General features: G+C 73.3%; 14 protein-coding genes and 3 tRNA genes. 9 read left to right on the top strand and 8 right to left on the bottom strand.

Annotated features, from left to right (window positions below; translation table 11 throughout):
- The first annotated feature begins 337 nt into the window (after positions 1-337).
- Positions 338-1,825, top strand: a complete 1,488-nt coding sequence (locus MW084_RS13430; RefSeq protein WP_010474231.1) for a N,N-dimethylformamidase beta subunit family domain-containing protein — start codon at positions 338-340, stop codon at positions 1,823-1,825.
- A gap of 85 nt (positions 1,826-1,910) precedes the next feature.
- Entirely contained in the window at positions 1,911-2,813 is a 903-nt protein-coding gene (locus tag MW084_RS13425) for a phosphoribosylaminoimidazolesuccinocarboxamide synthase (protein WP_010474230.1), read from the top strand.
- Between the two features lie 123 nt (positions 2,814-2,936).
- Here MW084_RS13425 and MW084_RS13420 read toward each other — a convergent pair.
- From MW084_RS13420 to MW084_RS13385, 8 genes are all read right to left on the bottom strand, one after another.
- Positions 2,937-3,012: transfer RNA gene (locus tag MW084_RS13420), tRNA-Gly, on the bottom strand.
- Between the two features lie 22 nt (positions 3,013-3,034).
- Positions 3,035-3,643, bottom strand: coding sequence for a response regulator transcription factor (locus tag MW084_RS13415; protein ID WP_010474229.1), 609 nt, complete (start codon positions 3,641-3,643; stop codon positions 3,035-3,037).
- Entirely contained in the window at positions 3,640-4,944 is a 1,305-nt protein-coding gene (locus tag MW084_RS13410; RefSeq protein WP_010474228.1) for a sensor histidine kinase, read from the bottom strand. The genes MW084_RS13415 and MW084_RS13410 overlap by 4 nt, the downstream gene beginning before the upstream one ends.
- 21 nt (positions 4,945-4,965) lie before the next feature.
- Positions 4,966-5,775 carry an ABC transporter permease gene (locus MW084_RS13405; RefSeq protein ID WP_010474227.1) on the bottom strand — a complete coding sequence of 270 codons (810 nt, stop codon included), beginning with the start codon at positions 5,773-5,775 and terminating at the stop codon, positions 4,966-4,968.
- Between the two features lies 1 nt (position 5,776).
- A complete protein-coding gene (locus tag MW084_RS13400) occupies positions 5,777-6,742 on the bottom strand; it encodes an ABC transporter ATP-binding protein (protein WP_010474226.1) in 966 nt (321 codons plus the stop codon).
- A gap of 136 nt (positions 6,743-6,878) precedes the next feature.
- A tRNA-Gly gene (locus MW084_RS13395) sits at positions 6,879-6,954 on the bottom strand.
- A 76-nt stretch (positions 6,955-7,030) separates the two neighbouring features.
- Positions 7,031-7,105, bottom strand: a tRNA-Gly gene (locus MW084_RS13390).
- Between the two features lie 189 nt (positions 7,106-7,294).
- Positions 7,295-7,621, bottom strand: coding sequence for a histone-like nucleoid-structuring protein Lsr2 (locus tag MW084_RS13385; RefSeq protein ID WP_010474224.1), 327 nt, complete (start codon positions 7,619-7,621; stop codon positions 7,295-7,297).
- Between the two features lie 380 nt (positions 7,622-8,001).
- Here MW084_RS13385 and purS point away from each other — a divergent pair, with 380 nt between their 5' ends.
- The 7 genes from purS to purM all read left to right on the top strand — a co-directional run bounded on the left by purS (position 8,002) and on the right by purM (position 15,972).
- Positions 8,002-8,250 (top strand): phosphoribosylformylglycinamidine synthase subunit PurS, encoded by a 249-nt coding sequence (gene purS, locus MW084_RS13380; RefSeq protein WP_010474223.1) that lies wholly within the window; start codon positions 8,002-8,004, stop codon positions 8,248-8,250.
- A complete protein-coding gene (gene purQ / locus MW084_RS13375; RefSeq protein WP_010474222.1) occupies positions 8,247-8,927 on the top strand; it encodes a phosphoribosylformylglycinamidine synthase subunit PurQ in 681 nt (226 codons plus the stop codon). The genes purS and purQ overlap by 4 nt, the downstream gene beginning before the upstream one ends.
- 88 nt (positions 8,928-9,015) lie before the next feature.
- Entirely contained in the window at positions 9,016-11,265 is a 2,250-nt protein-coding gene (purL, locus tag MW084_RS13370) for a phosphoribosylformylglycinamidine synthase subunit PurL (protein WP_010474221.1), read from the top strand.
- Positions 11,266-11,476: 211 nt separating this feature from the next.
- Positions 11,477-12,277 (top strand): maleylpyruvate isomerase family mycothiol-dependent enzyme, encoded by an 801-nt coding sequence (locus MW084_RS13365; RefSeq protein WP_029553775.1) that lies wholly within the window; start codon positions 11,477-11,479, stop codon positions 12,275-12,277.
- Positions 12,278-12,356: 79 nt separating this feature from the next.
- Positions 12,357-13,175, top strand: coding sequence for an META domain-containing protein (locus MW084_RS13360; protein WP_010474219.1), 819 nt, complete (start codon positions 12,357-12,359; stop codon positions 13,173-13,175).
- A gap of 149 nt (positions 13,176-13,324) precedes the next feature.
- Complete coding sequence (purF, locus tag MW084_RS13355) at positions 13,325-14,851, top strand: amidophosphoribosyltransferase (protein WP_255114946.1); 1,527 nt, start codon at positions 13,325-13,327, stop codon at positions 14,849-14,851.
- A 41-nt stretch (positions 14,852-14,892) separates the two neighbouring features.
- Positions 14,893-15,972, top strand: a complete 1,080-nt coding sequence (gene purM, locus MW084_RS13350) for a phosphoribosylformylglycinamidine cyclo-ligase (protein ID WP_010471443.1) — start codon at positions 14,893-14,895, stop codon at positions 15,970-15,972.
- Positions 15,973-16,019: the final 47 nt, after the last annotated feature.

The raw sequence follows: 16,019 nt of genomic DNA, 5'->3' as shown, positions 1-16,019 counted from the left end.
CCGTCCCCGCCGGGCCCGCGCCCCCCGCCACCGCCGGGGCNGNGAGNNCNGCNNNNGNTNGCGTANANNTNNNGTCCCGCGGTGGGGAGCGCCCCGGCCCCGGGGCGCTCCCCACCGCGGGACGGGGCTCCCCGCCCCCCTGCCGTCCAGGCTGCGCGGGGCGGACCGTGGTCGAGTCCCCCCTTCCGTTCACGCCAATTCGCGACGACGGGTGACGGGCCACGTGCGTAATGTGATGTGCTGTGAGCCGGTGTCGACCACACCGGGACCAGTGGGCGCCGGGATCGACGAACACCGGGACCAGCGGACGCCGGGGGAGTCGAGGGAGGGGCGCAGCATGGGGGCGGAGCAGGTTCGGCGATGGGAGCCGGGGGCCGCGGCCCACGCCGCGGACGACCCGTTCGGCCAGGGCCCGCTGCCCTGGCTGCGCGGGACCGAGCAGTACGTGGACGAGGAGGGCCGGGTCACCCCCTGGTACGCGGAGCCCACCCGCCCCGGCCCGGCGCCGGGCGGCGGCCGGTCCGGCGGCCGGGGCAACGGCCCCCGCGCGGCCGACGACGTCCGCCTCCAGATCAAGGGCTTCGCCTCGACCGGCGCCGTCTCCCCCGGAGAGGCGATCGACTTCCGCATCACGGTGAACCCGCCGCAGCAGTTCTCGGCCGACGTCTACCGCATCGGCCACTACGGCGGGGACGGCGCCGCCAAGATCACCACCAGCCCCCGCCTCTCCGGCATCGTCCAGCCGGCCCCGCTCACCGCCGACCGCACGGTCTCCTGCCACCACTGGTGGCTCTCCTGGCGGCTGCAGGTCCCGTCGTACTGGTCGACCGGGGCGTACGTCGCCGTCCTCACCACCGCCGACGGCTACCGCTCCCACATCCCCTTCACCGTCCGCGACGACCACCCCGCCGACCTGCTGCTGGTCCTGCCCGACCTGACCTGGCAGGCGTACAACCTCTACCCGGAGGACGGCCGCACGGGCGCCAGCCTGTACCACGCGTGGGACGGGGACGGCCGCCTCCTGGGCGAGTCGCACGCCGCGGTCACGGTCTCCTTCGACCGCCCGTACGCCGGCCAGGGCCTGCCCCTGCACATCGGCCACGCGTACGACGTCATCCGCTGGGCCGAGCGCTACGGCTACGACCTCGCCTACGCCAACGCCACCGACGTCCACTCCGGCCGCGTCGACCCCTCCCGCTACCGGGGAGCGGTCTTCCCCGGCCACGACGAGTACTGGTCGGCGCCGCTGCGCCGCGCCGTCGAGGGGGCCCGGGACGCCGGCACCTCCCTGGTCTTCCTCTCCGCCAACACCATGTACTGGCGGGTCGAGTCGGCCGCGTCCCCGTCCGGCGTCCCCGACCGCCTCCTGACGTGCCGGAAGCGCCGGGGTCCCGGACGTCCGGCGCTGTGGCGGGAGGTGGACCGGCCGGAGCAGCAGCTGCTCGGCATCCAGTACGCGGGCCGCGTCCCGGAGCCGTGCCCCCTCGTGGTGCGGAACGCCGGGCACTGGCTCTGGGAGGCGACGGGCGCCGGCGAGGGCGACGAGCTGCCGGGGCTGGTCGCGGGCGAGGCGGACCGGTACTTCCCGCGCACGGCGCTGCCGGCGCACCGGCACCGCATCCTCCTCGCGCACTCCCCGTACCGGGACGCGGGCGGGGCCGTGCGCCACCAGGAGACGTCCCTGTACCGGGCCCCCTCCGGGGCGCTGGTCTTCGCGTCCGGGACCTTCGCCTGGGCCCCGGCCCTGGACCGGCCGGGTCATGTCGACACCAGGGTCCAGCGCGCCACGGCGAACCTCCTGGACCGCATCTGCAAACGCGACTAGAACGGCCCCGCACCCCCTGCCAGCGGCGCACCTCCCCGCGTACGGGAGAATCGAGGCCGATGGGACAGAACCACGGGGAGGAACCGTGTCCGGATTCGTAGAGAAGCCCGAGCCCGTTCAGGTGCCGGGCCTGGTGCACTTGCACACCGGGAAGGTGCGCGAGCTGTACCGCAACGAGGCGGGCGACCTCGTGATGGTCGCCAGCGACCGCATCTCCGCCTTCGACTGGGTGCTGCCCACGGAGATCCCGGACAAGGGCCGCGTCCTCACCCAGCTCTCCCTGTGGTGGTTCGACCAGCTCGCCGACCTCATCCCGCACCACGTGATCTCCTCGGAGGTCCCCGAGGGCGCTCCCGACGACTGGGCGGGCCGCACGCTGGTCTGCCGCTCCCTGCGGATGATCCCGGTCGAGTGCGTGGCCCGCGGCTACCTCACCGGCTCCGGCCTGGCCGAGTACGAGGAGTCGCGCACGGTCTGCGGCCTCGCCCTCCCCGAGGGCCTCGCCGACGGCTCGGAACTCCCCGCTCCGATCTTCACGCCCGCGACGAAGGCCGCCGTCGGCGAGCACGACGAGAACGTCTCGTACGAGGAGGTCGCCCGGCAGGTCGGTGCGGAGACCGCCGCGCAGCTGCGCCAGTCGACGCTCGCCGTCTACAGCCGCGCCCGGGACGTGGCGCGGGACCGGGGGATCATCCTGGCGGACACGAAGTTCGAGTTCGGCCACGGCGAGGACGGTGGCCTGGTCCTCGCGGACGAGGTGCTGACCCCGGACTCCTCGCGGTTCTGGCCGGCCGCCCAGTGGCAGCCGGGCCGCGCGCAGCCGTCGTACGACAAGCAGTACGTGCGGGACTGGCTGTCCTCCCCGGCGTCCGGCTGGGACCGCCGCGGCGAGCAGCCGCCCCCGCCGCTTCCGCAGGAGGTCGTCGACGCCACGCGCGCGAAGTACGTCGAGGCGTACGAGCTGCTGACCGGCACCGCCTGGGGGTAGGCCGGACGGCGGGTAGGAGCGCCCCGGGCACGCCGGGCCCCGGGGCGCTCCCGCCGCCGGCCTCGGCGCTGCCGCATCCGGGAACGCCGAAGGCCCCGGTCGTATCGACCGGGGCCTTCGCTCTGGAGCGGACGACGAGATTCGAACTCGCGACCCTCACCTTGGCAAGGTGATGCTCTACCAACTGAGCCACGTCCGCCTGCGCCGTAGCGCGAGGACCACTATACCCAACCTCGCTCGCGTGCGAGACGCACCGCGGTGTGACGGTTCTCCGCACCGAGCTTCAGGACGGCGGAGGAGAGGTAGTTGCGGACCGTCCCGGGGGACAGGGAGACGCGCCGGGCGATCTCCGCGACGGGGGCGCCGTCGGCGGCGAGTTCCAGCACCTCGGCCTCGCGGGCGGTCAGCGGGGAGTCGCCCGCGGAGATGGCGTCGGCCGCCAACTCCGGGTCCACGTACCGGTTTCCGGCGTGGACGGTGCGGATGATCTCGGCGATCCGCTGGGCGCTGACGGTCTTCGGCACGAAGCCGCGCACCCCCGCGGCGAGGGCCCGCCTGAGGTGCCCGGGGCGGCCGTGGCCGGTCAGGATCAGGGTGCGGCAGCCGGGCACCTCGGACCGCAGGGCTGTGGCGACCTTCACACCGTCGGCACCGGGCATCTGGAGGTCGAGCACGGCCACGTCGGGGCGGTGGGCGCGGGCCATGGCGATCGCCTCCGGCCCGGTCGCGGCCTCGGCGACGACCTCCAGGTCGTCCTCCAGCCCGAGGAGCACGGCGAGCGCGCCCCGGATGAGGTGCTCGTCGTCGGCGAGCAGGACCCGTACGGTCACGACTGCGCCCTCCCGGCCGGTTCGCCCGCGGCGGGGCCGCGGTCCCCCTCTTCGAGGGGCACCCGCGCGGTGACGCGGAACCGCCCGCCGCCGTCCGCGGGTCCGGCCTCCAGCACCCCGCCCAGCACCGCGAGCCGTTCGCGGAGCCCGGCCAGCCCGGAGCCGGGGACCGCGCCGGGGGCCTCCACGCCGCCCGGTGCCCCGCCGCGCGGCGGCCCCGCGCCCACGCCGTCGTTCTCGACGACCAGCACCGCCTGCCCGCCGTCCGGCGGCGCGGAGACCGTCACCCGGCAGTGGCGGGCGTCGCTGTGGCGCAGGACGTTCGTCGCAGCCTCGCGGACGACCCAGGCCAGGGCCGACTGCGCCGCGGCGGGCAGGTCCGTGTCCGGGTCGCGCACGTCGACGCGGCAGCGTATGCCCGCCGCGGCCAGGACGCCGCGCGCCCCCTCCAGTTCGGTGTGCAGGTCGGCCTCGCGGTAGCCGCGCACCACCTCCCGCACCTCCCGCTGCGACTCGCGGGCGATCCGCTGGACCTCGTCCATCTCGCCGACGGCCCGGTCGGCCGCGCCGTGCCGGGCCAGCCGTACCGCCAGCTCGCTCTTGAGGGCGATGACCGACAGGTTGCGCCCCATCACGTCGTGGAGGTCCCGCGCGAACCGCAGCCGCTCCTCGGCGATGGCCAGCCGCGCCTGGAGCCGGTGGGCGGCGTCCAGCTCCCACACGGCCCGCAGCAGCCACCCGGAGAAACCGCTGGTGAAGGCGAAGAGGGCCGCGCCGAACGCCGCCGAGAACGTGTACGCCACCGTGTCGGCGGGCGGCAGCCCCACGACCGCCGCCGCAGCCGCGAGTCCGGCCACCGTGCCCACCGCCAGACCCAGGATGTGCCGCACCCGCACCGTGCACAGGGCGAGTGCCCCGACGCCCCAGCCGGCCAGCCCGACCACGATGTACATCGAGGTCTGGAGGTCGATCTCCGGCCACATCCGCCGCAGCACCAGCACGGCGGCGCAGCCGCCCGCGGTGAGCGCGGCGACGGCGGCGGCGAGCCGCTTCGGGCGCCCGCGCCGGCCCAGTTGCCAGCCGAGCGCCTGCGACGACAGCACGGCGACGAGCACGGCGTGGAGGAGCACCGCGAGGAACAGCCACCCGCCGAGCGGTCCCACCTCGTTCACGGCGGCCAGCGCGGGCAGCCCGCCGATGAGGACGTTCACACCAGCGAGCCCGTGGTACGTCCAGCGCGTGTAGAGCTCGACCTTCTCCGGGTTGCTCCTGCGGGTCCACCAACCGGTCAGTCCGGCCATGCGTCCCGTGCCCCCTCCTCCTCAGCGGCGCGGCTCCCACCGGAACCGCCACCGTACGGCGAACACCGCCGCCGCGGTCCAGACCAGGGCGGCCGCCCCGGCCCGTACGAGCTCCCCCGCCTCGGCCCCGCCGAGCCACCCGGCCCGTACGAGCGCCACGACGCCGCTCGCCGGCAGCAGCGCGCACACCGCCTCGACCCGCTCCGGCAGCGCCTCCAGCGGGACGAACAGCCCGGAGCCGAGCGCCGACACCAGGAACAGCGGCATCGTCGTCAGTTGCGCGCTCTCCACGGTCCCGGTCAGCGCGGCGGTGAACGCGGCGAGCGCGCCCAGCAGTACCACGCCGGCGAGCACGCCCGCGACGAGCAGTTCGGGCCGCTGCGGCGCCCGCACGCCGAGGAACGCCACCGCGGCCACCACCATGATCACGCACTGGGCGACGGCGAGCGCCACCGAGGGCAGGGCCGTCCCGGTGAGGATCTCCGCGTCGGACGCCTCCCCGGTGCGCAGCCGCTTCAGCACCAGCTCCTCGCGCCGGCCGACGTAGGCGGGGACGAGGTTCAGGTAGACGACGATGACGAGGATCATGCCGAGGCCGCCGCTCACGGACGCCTCGACCAGGGTCATCCCGGTCTTCTCCAGGCCGGCCCGGTCCAGGCCGGCGCGGAGGGCGCCGATCATCAGCAGCGGCATGAGGAGGGTGACGAAGAGGGCGGTCCGGTTCCGGGCGAGGAGGGCCGCCTCGGCGCGGGCGAGCGCGCCGAGGCGCCCGGCCGCCGTGGTGGTGCCGGGGCGGGAGCCGGGCCGGTGCGGAGCGGTCGCGGCGGCCACCTCACACCCCCACCGGTTCGGCCGCCGCGCCGGAGCGGGCGATCTCCAGGAACGCCTCCTCCAGGGACGCCGACCGCGCGTCGAGCGCTTCGAGCCGCACACCCCGCTCGTCCGCCCACCGGAGCAGCTCGGCCAGCGCGGACTGCAGGTCGTGCGTGCGGATCTCCACGCGCCGCCCGTCCGGCTGGGCGGCCCGCAGGGACAGCGGCAGCAGCGCGGCGGGCGTCCCGGCGGGCAGCTCGAAGCGGATGCGGGCGGGCCGGGAGGCGGTGACCTCGGCGGGGGTGCCGGAGGCGACGATCCGGCCGCCGTGCATGATCGACAGCCGGTCGGCGAGGGCCTCGGCCTCCTCCAGGTAGTGCGTGGTCAGCAGCACGGTGGTGCCGGCGTCGCGGAGGTCCCGCACGAGGGCCCAGGTGTCGCGGCGGCCCTCGGCGTCGAGTCCGGTGGTCGGCTCGTCGAGGAACAGCACCTCGGGCCGCCCGAGCAGGGCGAGCGCCAGGTCCAGGCGGCGCCGTTCGCCGCCGGAGAGCTGCTTGACGCGGACGCGGGCGCGGCCGGCGAGGCCGACCGCGTCGAGGGCCTCGCCGGTGGGGCGGGCACCGCTGGTGCAGCCCGCCCACATGCGGACGGTCTCGGCGACGGTCAGGTCGGAGGGGAAGCCGCCCTCCTGGAGCATCACGCCGATGCGCGGCCGGACGGCGGCGCGTTCCCGGTACGGGTCGTGGCCGAGGACGCGGACGCGGCCGCCGCTGACGGGAGCGAGCCCCTCGAGCAGTTCGACGGTGGAGGTCTTGCCCGCCCCGTTGGTGCCGAGGAGGGCGAAGACCTCACCGTGCGGGACGGCGAAGGTGACGCCGCTCACGGCCTCGAACCCGCCGTCGTACCGGCGCCGCACCTCCTCGGCCTCGATCGCGTGGCCGCACCCGGGGTGGGCGCGGGCCGTGTGGTGGTCGTCACTGGTCATGGGACCAGCGTCTCCGTGCGGCGGGAGGCCGGGCAGTACGCGGTGTCACCGGTCGGCGATGACACATGTCATGGAGGCGGCGGACATCGGGGACAAACGTCGAAGGCCCCGGTCTGATTGACCGGGGCCTTCGCTCTGGAGCGGACGACGAGATTCGAACTCGCGACCCTCACCTTGGCAAGGTGATGCTCTACCAACTGAGCCACGTCCGCATTGCTCCCGACCGGCTCTCACCGGGCGGTGCGAACACCACTGTACCCGATCCTCCGAAGTGGTGGGTATGTGATGTGGAGCGGGTGACAGGAATCGCACACTGCGCCTTCCCCCTGGAAGGGGGATGTTCTACTACTGAACTACACCCGCACGCTGCGTGAGGAACTCGGCTTTTCCGCCTCGCCCCTCGGCGTGCTCCAGACTCTAGCCGATCACCGGGGGTGCCGCGCAACTCGGTGCCCGGCCCCCGCCCGGCCCGCCCGGCNGCCCGCCCGGGGCCGGGCGGGCCGGCGGTCGGCCCCGGGCGGGGCGGCACGGCGGACCCGCCCGGTCCCGGCCTCAGTTGGCCTGGTGGAAGGCCTCGTAGATCCGCTTCGGGATGCGCCCGCGCGCGGGCACCTCCATCCTGTTGGACTGCGCCCAGGCGCGCACGGCCGCCGGGTCGGGGTCGACGGCGGTGTGGCGGAACGCCTTGCGCGCCTTCTCCGCGCCGGACCTCTTGCGCCCCGCGTCCACGTACGGCGCGAGGCTCTTGCGCAGTTTCTCCGCGTTGGTTTCGCTGAGGTCGATCTCGTACCACTTACCGTCGAGGCCGAACCTGACCGTTTCCGCCGCTTCCCCGCCCTCGATGTCGTCGGTGAGCGTCACCACTACGCGCTGCGCCACGGATATCGGTCCTTTCCCGCGGTAAGCCGCCGTTCCGAGTGTGTTCTGTCACACGTATGACGTGCGGCGATACCTGATTTGCATGGAGGTATTCCTTTGTACAGCCCGGAGTGCCGCACTGGGAAGACCCGGTAATTGTCCCCGCGTGTCCACGGCAATCGATGTGACGCGATTCTTTTCCTGGATTTCTCCGGATGCTTCTCGACGGCGGGCCGCCGGGGTGCGAGGGGCTCCTTCCGCGCCGCCGGGGCGCTTCTTCCACCGCGGTCACATGCGATCACTTCGTGTGTTCGTGGGATCCTCCGGAAATCTACTCGCGTAGAATTTGTCGGCAGGTACGCTGAAGGAACCGCCCACGCAACACACCACCGGGAGTGCCAGTGGCACGCGTCGTAGTCGACGTCATGCTCAAGCCGGAGATCCTCGACCCGCAGGGACAGGCGGTGCAGCGCGCACTGCCCCGCCTCGGTTTCGAAGGGATCACGGACGTCCGTCAGGGGAAGCGCTTCGAACTGGATGTGGAGGGCCCGGTCGACGAGGCCGCCCTCGCCCGCATCCACGAGATGGCCGAGACCTTCCTCGCCAACACCGTCATCGAGGACTTCGTCGTCAAGGTGGAGGAGGCGTGACGTCCCGCATCGGAGTCGTGACCTTCCCCGGGACGCTCGACGACCAGGACGCCCTGCGCGCCGCCCGGCTCGCCGGCGCCGAGCCGGTCTCGCTCTGGCACCGCGACAAGGACCTCAAGCAGGTGGACGCGGTCGTCCTCGCGGGCGGCTTCTCCTACGGGGACTACCTGCGGGCCGGGGCGATCTCCCGGTTCTCGCCGGTCATGGAGGCGATCGTCGAGCAGGCCCGGGCCGGCATGCCGGTCCTCGGCATCTGCAACGGCTTCCAGGTCCTGACCGAGGCGCACCTGCTGCCCGGCGCCATGCTGCGCAACGACCACCTGCACTTCGTCTGCCGCGACCAGCGGCTGCGGGTGGAGAACGCCGGCACCGCCTGGACCTCCGACTACGAGCAGGGCCAGGAGATCTTCGTACCGCTGAAGAACATGGACGGCCGGTACGTCGCCGACGAGCGCACGCTCGACGAGCTGGAGGCCGAGGGCCGGGTCGCGTTCCGGTACCTGGACGGCAACCCCAACGGCTCGCTGCGCGACATCGCGGGCATCACCAACGCCGCGGGCAACGTCGTCGGCCTCATGCCGCACCCGGAGCACGCCGTGGACCCGCTCGTCGGAACGGGCCGCACGGACGGGCTCGGTTTCTTCACCTCGATCCTCAAGAAGCTGGTCAACGCCTGATGAGCCTCGACGCCGGAACGGCCGAGGGAGCGACCGAGCGCCCCGGCCCGCGATACCAGTACCACCCCGCGCGAAGGAGCGACCGAGCGTGACCCTCGACACCGTCAAGCACGCCACCGAGACGCCCGACGTCGAGCAGCCGTGGGCCGAGCTGGGCCTGAAGAAGGACGAGTACGAGCGCATCCGCGAGATCCTCGGCCGCCGTCCGACCGGCGCCGAGCTGGCCATGTACTCGGTCATGTGGTCCGAGCACTGCTCGTACAAGAGCAGCAAGGTCCACCTGAAGCAGTTCAGCGAGAAGAAGCCCGACTCCGACGCGATGCTCGTCGGCATCGGCGAGAACGCGGGCGTCGTCGACGTCGGCCAGGGGTACGCGGTCACCTTCAAGGTGGAGTCCCACAACCACCCCTCGTACATCGAGCCCTACCAGGGCGCGGCCACCGGCATCGGCGGCATCGTCCGCGACATCCTCGCGATGGGCGCCCGCCCGGTCGCCGTCGTCGACCCGCTGCGGTTCGGCGCCGCCGACCACCCCGACACCCGGCGCGTCCTGCCGGGCGTCGTCGCCGGCATCGGCGGCTACGGCAACTGCCTGGGCCTGCCCAACATCGGCGGCGAGGTCGTCTTCGACTCCTGCTACCAGGGCAACCCCCTGGTCAACGCCGGCTGCATCGGCGTGATGAAGCACGAGGACATCCACCTCGCCAAGGCGTCCGGCCCCGGCAACAAGGTCATCCTGTACGGCGCCCGCACCGGCGGCGACGGCATCGGCGGCGTCTCGGTCCTGGCGTCCGAGACCTTCGACGACACCAAGCCCACCAAGCGGCCCGCGGTCCAGGTCGGCGACCCCTTCCAGGAGAAGCTCCTCATCGAGTGCACCCTGGAGGTCTTCAAGGAGAAGCTGGTCGCCGGCATCCAGGACCTCGGCGGCGCCGGCCTGTCCTGCGCCACCTCCGAGCTGGCCTCCGCCGGCACGGGCGGCATGCGCATCGAGCTCGACACCGTCCCGCTGCGCGACGCGACGCTCTCGCCCGAGGAGATCCTCATGAGCGAGTCGCAGGAGCGCATGTGCGCGATCGTCGAGCCGCAGCACGTCGACCGCTTCATGGAGATCTGCGAGAAGTGGGACGTCATCGCCACCGTCATCGGCGAGGTGACCGACGGCGACCGCCTGGAGATCTTCTGGCACGGTGAGCGGATCGTGGACGTGCCCCCGGGCACCGTCGCCCACGAGGGCCCGACGTACCACCGGCCGTACGAGCGCCCGCAGTGGCAGGACGCCCTCCAGGCCGACGACGCGAACAAGCTGCCCCGGCCGCAGAGCCCCGAGGAGCTGCGCGAGCAGGTCCTGAAGCTCGTCGCCTCCCCGAACCAGGCGTCCAAGGCGTGGGTGACCGACCAGTACGACCGGTTCGTGCAGGGCAACACGGTCCTCGCCCAGCCCGAGGACGCCGGCATGGTCCGCATCGACGAGGAGACCAACCTCGGCGTCGCCATCGCCACGGACGGCAACGGCCGGTACGCCAAGCTCGATCCGTACGCGGGCGCGCAGCTCGCCCTGGCGGAGTCGTACCGCAACGTCGCCGCGTCCGGCGCGAAGCCGCTGGCGGTCTCCGACTGCCTGAACTTCGGTTCGCCCGAGGACCCGGACGTCATGTGGCAGTTCGCCGAGGCCACCCGCGGTCTCGCGGACGCCTGCCTGGAGCTGGGCACGCCCGTCACCGGCGGCAACGTCTCGCTGTACAACCAGACCGGCGACGTCGCCATCCACCCGACGCCGGTCGTCGCCGTCCTCGGCGTGATCGACGACGTGACGCGGCGCACGCCGATCGCCTTCGCGGAGGAGGGCCACCTCCTCTACCTGCTGGGCGACACCCGCGAGGAGTTCGGCGGCTCGGCCTGGTCCCAGGTCGTCCACGACCACCTCGGCGGCCTGCCGCCCAAGGTCGACCTGGAGCGCGAGCGGCTGCTCGGCGAGATCCTCATCGCCGCCTCCCGCGACGGCATGGTCGACGCGGCGCACGACCTGTCCGACGGCGGTCTGGTGCAGGCGGTCGCCGAGTCCTGCCTGCGCGGCGGGAAGGGCGCGCGGCTGGTCGTCCCGGACGGCCTGGACGCGTTCACCTTCCTGTTCAGCGAGTCCGCGGGACGCGCCGTCGTGGCGGTGCCGCGCGGCGAGGAGCTCCGCTTCACCGACATGTGCGGTGCGCGCGGGCTGCCTGCGACCCGCATCGGCGTCGTGGACGGCGACGCGATCGACGTGCAGGGCGAGTTCAGCATCCCGCTGGCGGAGCTGCGCGAGGCGCACGAGGCGACCATCCCGGGCCTGCTGGCCTGAGACCGGGGCCGTACACCGTACGGAGGGCCGGTTCGCGGGACACCCGCGGACCGGCCCTCCGCCCGTTTCGCACCCCGCTCCGCCCGCCCGGGAGCCCCCGCCGGCGGCGCCCGGCCCGACCGGCAGGGCGGCGTGCGGAACCGGCGGTGCGGACGTGCCGCGCAAGGCCGGTACGGCCGCGGCCCGGCGGGCCCGGCGGTAGCCTCAAGGCATGCCAGAGCCGAGGAAACGCGCCCGCCGGTACGACTCCGCGAAGACCCGCGCGGCGGTGACGGCGCAGTTCGCACACGTACGGGACGGCGTCGCGCGTCTGACGCCGGAGCAGCTGGCGCTGCCGACGCGCCTGGGGGAGTGGACGGTACGCGAACTGGCCGCGCACATCGCGATGGTGCTGCGGTCCGTCGTGCGGGGCGTGGCCGCGCCGGAGCCCGCCGCGCGGGACACGGTGCTGCTCGACTGGCCCGCCGCGACGCGCCGGTTCGCGGGCGCGGTGGACGAGGACACCCGCGAGCTGGCCGAGTGGGCGGACGAGGCGGGCGGGCTGGCGGAGCTGTACGCGCGCACGGCGGAGGAGTTCGCCGAGGCGCTGGCGGCGCCGGACGAGCGGCTGATCACGACGCGGTTCGGGGGGATGCCGCTGGGCGACTTCCTGGTGACGCGGACGGTGGAACTGACCGTGCACACCGACGACCTGAACGCGGCGACGGGGCTGGGGGTGCCGCACGACCGGCAGGCGCTCGCGGCCTGCACGCGCGTGCTGGCGGACGCGCTGGCGCTGAAGGCACCGGGCGGCTCGGTGGAGTTGCGGGTGCCGCCGTACGCGGTGGTGCAGTGCGTGGAGGGCCCGCGGCACACCCGCGGGACACCGCCGAACGTCGTCGAGACCGACCCGCTGACGTGGGCCCGCCTGGCCACAGGGCGGACGTCCTGGGAGGAGGCGCTGGCGGGGGCGCGCCTCCACGCCAGTGGCGAGCGCGCCGCACTGGCACCGTGGCTCCCCGTCCTGGGCTGAGCCGGCACCCTGCCCCCGCCCCGCCCCTCCGCGCCGGCGCGGGGCGGAACCGGTTCGCCGCGCGAGCCGTCAGAGCGGCATGCGGATCAACAAGTGCCTGCTTCCCGTACTCGCCGCCACCGCCACCCTCGCCGGCTGCGCCGGCGGCTCCGGCTCCGGTTCCGGGCCGGGCTCCGGCGACCGGCCCGACATCCCCCTCGCCGGGACCCACTGGTCCCTCGACGCCGTCACCGTCGACGGCGCGAAGAGGACCTCTCCCGCCCCCGGGGCCTACGTCGAGTTCAAGCCGGACGGCACGGCCCAGGGCACCGCCGGGTGCAACCACTTCTCCAGCGAGGACACCTCCGTCGACGGCGACACCGTCACCGTGGGCCGGGTGACCATGACCGAGAAGGGCTGCGAGAAGCCCGTCCAGGACTTCGAGGATGCCTTCCACAAGGCGTTCACCGGCAAGCTCGAAGCCCGCCTCGACGACGGCGGCGACCGCCTCACCCTCACCACCGGCGACGGCGACACCCTCGTCTTCTCCGAGCAGCCCGAGGCCCCCCTCAAGAACACCAAGTGGACCGTCGACACCCTCCTGGAGAAGGGGACCTCCACCGCCCTGCCCGCCGGAGCCAAGAACAAGCCGCACTTCACCATCGGCGCCGACGGCACCGCGCGCGGCAACCTCGGCTGCAACCACTTCACCGCCCCCGTGAAGATCGACGGCGACAAGCTCACGTTCGGCTCGATCACGATGACCCGCCGCATGTGCGCCCAGCCCCAGAACGAGCTGGAGCGGAAGCTGTACGGGACGCTGGGCAGCGGCCCGGTGACATACCGCGTCGAACAGCGCGCACTGACGGTCACCGCACCGGACGGTTCCGGATTCGGAGCCGGTGCCACGACCCCGTAGAGGTGCGAGGTCCGTCACACCGGCACGGTGCGAAAGGGGCCCGGACGTGGGGAAAGGCCGCCTGGGCAGGGGGCTCTCCCCGCTCCGGGGCCCCGGGGCAGGTCCGTCCCCATTCGGCCCAGTGGCCGATCTCGCCTACACTCGGTGGCGTGCCACGTGGTGACGGTCGACTCAATCACGATCTGCTTCCCGGCGAGAAGGGCCCCCAGGACGCTTGCGGCGTCTTCGGTGTCTGGGCCCCGGGTGAAGAGGTCGCAAAGCTCACGTACTTCGGGCTCTACGCCCTCCAACACCGGGGTCAGGAATCCGCTGGAATAGCGGTCAGCAACGGCTCCCAGATCCTCGTCTTCAGGGACATGGGGCTCGTCTCCCAGGTCTTCGACGAGACCTCCCTCAAATCCCTCCAGGGTCACATCGCGGTCGGTCACGCCCGCTACTCGACCACCGGCGCGTCCGTCTGGGAGAACGCCCAGCCGACGTTCCGGGCCACGGCCAACGGCTCCATCGCCCTCGGCCACAACGGCAACCTCGTCAACACGGCGCAGCTCGCCGAGATGGCCGCGAAGCTGCCCAAGGCGAAGGACCGGGCCGACCGGACGGCCGCCACCAACGACACCGACCTCATCACGGCGCTCCTGGCGGGCCAGACCGGTGAGGACGGCGAGCCGCTGAACGTCGAGCAGGCCGCCGCCAGGATCCTGCCGGAGGTCCGGGGCGCCTTCTCCCTCGTCTTCATGGACGAGAACACGCTGTACGCCGCCCGCGACCCGCAGGGCATCCGCCCGCTGGTCCTCGGCCGGCTGGAGCGCGGCTGGGTCATCGCCTCGGAGACCGCCGCCCTCGACATCGTCGGCGCCAGCTTCGTCCGCGAGGTCGAGCCGGGCGAGTTCATCGCCATCGACGAGAACGGCGTGCGGACGTCGCGGTTCGCAGAAGCCAAGCCCAAGGGCTGCGTCTTCGAGTACGTGTACCTCGCCCGTCCCGACACGGACATCGCCGGCCGGAACGTCTACCTCTCCCGGGTGGAGATGGGGCGGAAACTCGCCGCGGAGGCCCCCGCCGACGCGGACCTCGTCATAGCGACGCCCGAATCGGGCACCCCCGCCGCGATCGGCTACGCGGAGGCGAGCGGCATCCCGTTCGGCGCGGGCCTGGTCAAGAACGCGTACGTCGGCCGGACCTTCATCCAGCCGTCCCAGACCATCCGCCAGCTGGGCATCCGCCTCAAGCTGAACCCCCTCAAGGAAGTCATCAAGGGCAAGCGCCTGGTGGTCGTGGACGACTCGATCGTCCGCGGCAACACGCAGCGCGCCCTCGTCCGGATGCTCCGCGAGGCCGGTGCCGCGGAGATCCACATCCGGATCTCCTCGCCGCCCGTGAAGTGGCCGTGCTTCTTCGGCATCGACTTCGCCACCCGCGCCGAGCTGATCGCCAACGGCATGACGGTCGACGAGATCGGCAAGTCCCTCGGCGCCGACTCCCTCGCGTACATCTCGCTCGACGGCATGGTCGAGGCGACCACGATCGCCAAGCCGAACCTCTGCCGCGCCTGCTTCGACGGCGAGTACCCCATGGAGCTCCCCGACCCCGAGCTGCTCGGCAAGCAGCTGCTGGAGACGGAGCTGGCCGCCGGGCCCGCCGCCACGGCCGCCGCCGAGGCGCTCCGCCGCCCGTAGGCACCCACGCCCCCCGCTGTACGACCGAAAGTTCTGTAGCCATGTCTCAGGCCACCAGTGCCACCGGCGGCGCCAGCTACGCCGCCGCGGGCGTCGACATCGAGGCGGGCGACCGCGCCGTCGAGCTGATGAAGGAGTGGGTGAAGAGGACGCAGCGCCCCGAGGTCCTCGGCGGCCTCGGCGGCTTCGCCGGCCTCTTCGACGCCTCCGCGCTCAAGCGCTACGAGCGCCCGCTCCTCGCCTCCGCCACCGACGGCGTCGGCACCAAGGTGGACGTCGCCCGCCGCATGGGCGTGTACGACACGATCGGACACGACCTGGTCGCCATGGTCATGGACGACATCGTGGTGTGCGGCGCCGAGCCGCTGTTCATGACCGACTACATCTGCGTCGGCAAGGTCCACCCCGAGCGCGTCGCCGCGATCGTCAAGGGCATCGCCGAGGGGTGCGTCCTCGCCGGCTGCGCCCTCGTCGGCGGCGAGACCGCCGAGCACCCCGGCCTCCTGGGCCCGGACGACTTCGACGTCGCCGGCGCCGGCACGGGGGTCGTGGAGGCGGACCGCCTGCTGGGCGCCGACCGCATCCGCACGGGTGACGCGGTCGTCGCGATGGCGTCCTCGGGCCTTCACTCCAACGGGTACTCGCTCGTCCGCCACGTCCTGTTCGACCGGGCCGGCATGGAGCTGGAGCAGCACGTCGACGAGCTCGGCCGGACCCTCGGCGAGGAGCTGCTGGAACCCACCAGGATCTACTCGCTGGACTGCCTGGCGCTCACCCGCACCACCGAGGTGCACGCCTTCAGCCACATCACCGGCGGCGGCCTCGCCGCCAACCTGGCACGGGTCGTCCCGGACCACCTGCACGCCGTGGTCGACCGGTCCACGTGGGCGCCCGGCGCCGTCTTCGACCTGGTCGGCGAGGCGGGCCGGGTGGAGCGCCTGGAGCTGGAGAAGACCCTGAACATGGGTGTCGGCATGATGGCCGTCGTCCCCGCCGACTCGGTGGACGCGGCGCTGGCGACGCTCACCGACCGGGGCGTCGACGCCTGGGTCGCGGGTGAGGTCACCGAGCGCGGGGACCACTCGACCGGCGCCGCTCTGACGGGTGACTACGCGAGCTGAACAGCACTAAACCCGGTCCGGGGCTCGCCCCGGACCGGGTTGGAAGA

The sequence above is a fragment of the Streptomyces sudanensis genome, from assembly GCF_023614315.1.
Lineage (GTDB): Bacteria > Actinomycetota > Actinomycetes > Streptomycetales > Streptomycetaceae > Streptomyces > Streptomyces sudanensis.
The sequence above is the reverse complement of the archived record's forward strand: the minus strand, read 5'-3'. Positions and strand labels throughout refer to the sequence as shown.

Excerpts from the sequence above, each read along its gene's own strand:
- MW084_RS13430 (WP_010474231.1), top strand. The coding sequence starts at position 338 with ATGGGGGCGGAGCAGGTTCGGCGATGGGAGCCGGGGGCCGCGGCCCAC.
- MW084_RS13410 (WP_010474228.1), bottom strand. The coding sequence starts at position 4,944 with ATGGCCGGACTGACCGGTTGGTGGACCCGCAGGAGCAACCCGGAGAAG.
- MW084_RS13400 (WP_010474226.1), bottom strand. The coding sequence starts at position 6,742 with ATGACCAGTGACGACCACCACACGGCCCGCGCCCACCCCGGGTGCGGC.
- MW084_RS13365 (WP_029553775.1), top strand. The coding sequence starts at position 11,477 with ATGCCAGAGCCGAGGAAACGCGCCCGCCGGTACGACTCCGCGAAGACC.
- MW084_RS13360 (WP_010474219.1), top strand. The coding sequence starts at position 12,357 with ATGCGGATCAACAAGTGCCTGCTTCCCGTACTCGCCGCCACCGCCACC.
- purM (WP_010471443.1), top strand. The coding sequence starts at position 14,893 with ATGTCTCAGGCCACCAGTGCCACCGGCGGCGCCAGCTACGCCGCCGCG.